The following is a 2,729-nucleotide window of genomic DNA, read 5'->3' as shown; positions in this document are numbered from 1 at the left end:
TCGCTTAGTTTAATTCTTGTTACCCTAGGTCGCTTTGTCACCGCTGAATTCTAAAATGTGTCGCAAGATACACTAATCAGGTAGCTATGGAACGTGTTTTCGGACAGCTAAGATCGCATGCCATTACTGCAGTTGTCGCTTTACCTTTGGGTCTAGGATGTCTTGTCAGCAGTTCAGCTCTGGGGCAATCTTCTATTGACTATGAGATTTGGGGATCAGATCAGTCCAATTCTAGAGCTGATGCTGAGGCACCCGGGGTGAGCGGGAGTTGGCTTTGGATTTGGGACAGTCAGGATATCCAAGGGAAACTGAAGGCAAACAAGACCCCGCAGCCGCTTGGCTGCGATGGGAACAACACCACGGGAGCAGGTCCATGTAATCTCTACGATGTGTTTCCGAGCAATCTGGCTGAGCATGATAGTGATGGTGCTACAGGCAAAACGCTGGAAGATTTGTCTGGGTTTGGACGACTACACGGTATGTTGCCCGATCCGCAAAATCGCTACATGAACTTGAATATTTTTGCCCCAGATGGTGGCTATGTAGGGATTATGGATGGCGAGAGTAAAGCTGCGATCGCGCTCTTCCGGGTGTCAGGTACCTCTAGTGGTCGTTCTGTTCACATGTCTTTCTGGAATGCAGATGGTTCAGCACTGTTGGTGGCCAACCTGCATGGCAAAGTTCTAGAGCGGATTGACGTTGAACGGGACAGCGATGGCAAAATTACCCAAGCAACTCTGAATCGGTCTGCAGCTTTGGGAGTGGGTAAAGGCTTGCAGATTACCGATCAGCCTAAGGTCTATCTTGGGAACAACGCTCAAGGGCAGCCGATGCTCGGCAGTATTTTAGGGGCTTACGACACAGATGCCCTAGGGGATTTAACCCCGAAAGGGGACTGTAAAGAGAATGGGTGCACTGCTGAGGCTGACGGTGACCAAGGGGGACGCCCCAACAACGTCATTATTTGCCCCATTGTTTCTGACAGCAATAAGGCTTATATCACCTTTGGCGCTGGTGGGCTACTGGTGGCAGATACAACAACGACACCGATGACCATTGTGGGTGAATACGGCAATCAAGCCATCAACGGTGCAGGCTGTGGCGGTGTGCAGGTCAACAAAAATATGTGGTTGAATGCAGGAGTTTCAGCCTCTAGTGCAGGGGCAACCCAATCCACCTTTACCATCTACACACTGGATGACTCAGCCTTTAGCTCCACCACAAGTCAGCCTGAACCGCAGGTGATCTTTAGAGACAGCACCAATACTGCCACCATCGGCAGTGCTCAGGGCGCAGCGGCCAACGACACAGGCCAACTGCCCGGAACCACCACTCGGCGTGATTCCCACGGTATGGCCAAAACAACTTCGGGCAAATTCATCCACACTGTAGACCGCATTCAAAACACGGTGGACGTCATCAACACAGAGACGCTTGAACGAAGTACTTATGACCTCACCTCTGCCAATGGAAAAGGTCAAGGACTGGGAGCCTGTGCTGCTACATCGGTGTCAGATGACCCTGCGTTACCCAAAAACGATCCAGCGCCCGATCTCTTGGAAGCAACGCCCGACGGTCAGTATTTGGTGGTCGCCCTTCGAGGGCCTGTCCCCGTCTCGGTGAATCATTCTGCCCAGGGGAGTTGCCCTGGTGTTGGCTTAATCAAGCTGACTCAGAACGGGGCCTCAGGACGTTTGTTTGGCGTGCTGAGATCGACGAACACGGTTGATAATGCTACAGGCAGTGCACCAGGAGGACATTCCTATACAGGGCTGGAGCGCAGTGATGTACATGGAGCGGCGGTGCGACGGAAGTCGCCTCTTCGCTGAGCAGGCCAAAAGACTTACTGCTGAAACTGTCGATATACCAACGATCCAGCAATGAAAGCGCCTACAAACAGTACCGGATTCCAAATTCCTAGTACGAGGGCTGTGAGGCTGGGACCGGGGCAGTAGCCTGCGATGCCCCAGCCAATTCCAAAGATGATGGCTCCGGTGATCAGTTTCCGGTCAATGTCTTTGCGGTTGGGCATGCTGAAGGTACTGGCCAGCACGGGCTGCTTGCGACCCAAAACCCAGCGAAAACTCAAAAGCGTTACCCCCACGGCCCCTCCAAGCACGAAAATGAGGGTTGGGTCCCACTTTCCCGCAATATCTAGGAATCCGATCACCCGTTCTCGATCCACCATTTGGGATAGGCCGAGTCCTAGGCCAAATAAAATGCCGGAGAGTAAGGCGATCAACTGTTGCTGCATCCTATTCTCCTCACAATCCGCCTGGTAGAACGTGGTGGGTGAGAAAGACCGTTGCGATCGCGCTCGCCATAAAAGTCAAGACTGCAACCAGCGATCGCAGAGATAGGCGACCCAAACCACAGACACCGTGACCACTGGTACATCCATTTCCCATCCGTGTACCAAATCCAACGAGGAAACCACCGCCCAGCATTGCCCACGGTGTAAAGGTAGAGATGGGGGTGGGCTGAGCCGCAAGAACATACTCATAGAGGGCACTGCCCATTAGCATCCCAACGATAAATATCCACCGCCAGCTTTCCGCAGATTTGAAGCTAATTGCACCATTCACAATGCCGCTGATTCCGGCAATACGGCCATTAAATAGCAGCAACAAGGTTGCACTGACACCAATTAATATCCCCCCGAAGAGGGCCGTTAGTTCATTGAAGCCAATCACTTAAAACCACTAGTCTGCAGGGTTGGGGATGTTGCT

3 protein-coding genes are annotated in these 2,729 nt (G+C 52.4%); 1 reads left to right on the top strand and 2 read right to left on the bottom strand.

Annotated features, from left to right (window positions below; translation table 11 throughout):
• Nucleotides 1–86: 86 nt before the first annotated feature.
• Complete coding sequence (locus tag Q0986_RS06185; RefSeq protein WP_299406054.1) at nucleotides 87–1,829, top strand: hypothetical protein; 1,743 nt, start codon at nucleotides 87–89, stop codon at nucleotides 1,827–1,829.
• Between the two features lie 14 nt (nucleotides 1,830–1,843).
• Here the strand turns inward: Q0986_RS06185 and Q0986_RS06180 are convergent, their stop codons facing one another.
• Both Q0986_RS06180 and Q0986_RS06175 read right to left on the bottom strand, forming a co-directional pair.
• A complete protein-coding gene (locus Q0986_RS06180; RefSeq protein ID WP_299406049.1) occupies nucleotides 1,844–2,254 on the bottom strand; it encodes a DUF6691 family protein in 411 nt (136 codons plus the stop codon).
• A gap of 10 nt (nucleotides 2,255–2,264) precedes the next feature.
• Nucleotides 2,265–2,693, bottom strand: a complete 429-nt coding sequence (locus Q0986_RS06175) for a YeeE/YedE thiosulfate transporter family protein (protein WP_299406045.1) — start codon at nucleotides 2,691–2,693, stop codon at nucleotides 2,265–2,267.
• Nucleotides 2,694–2,729 lie beyond the last annotated feature (36 nt).

The organism is Acaryochloris sp. IP29b_bin.148, assembly GCF_028285565.1.
Taxonomy (GTDB): domain Bacteria; phylum Cyanobacteriota; class Cyanobacteriia; order Thermosynechococcales; family Thermosynechococcaceae; genus Acaryochloris.
This window is presented reverse-complemented; position numbering and strand designations above follow the sequence as displayed.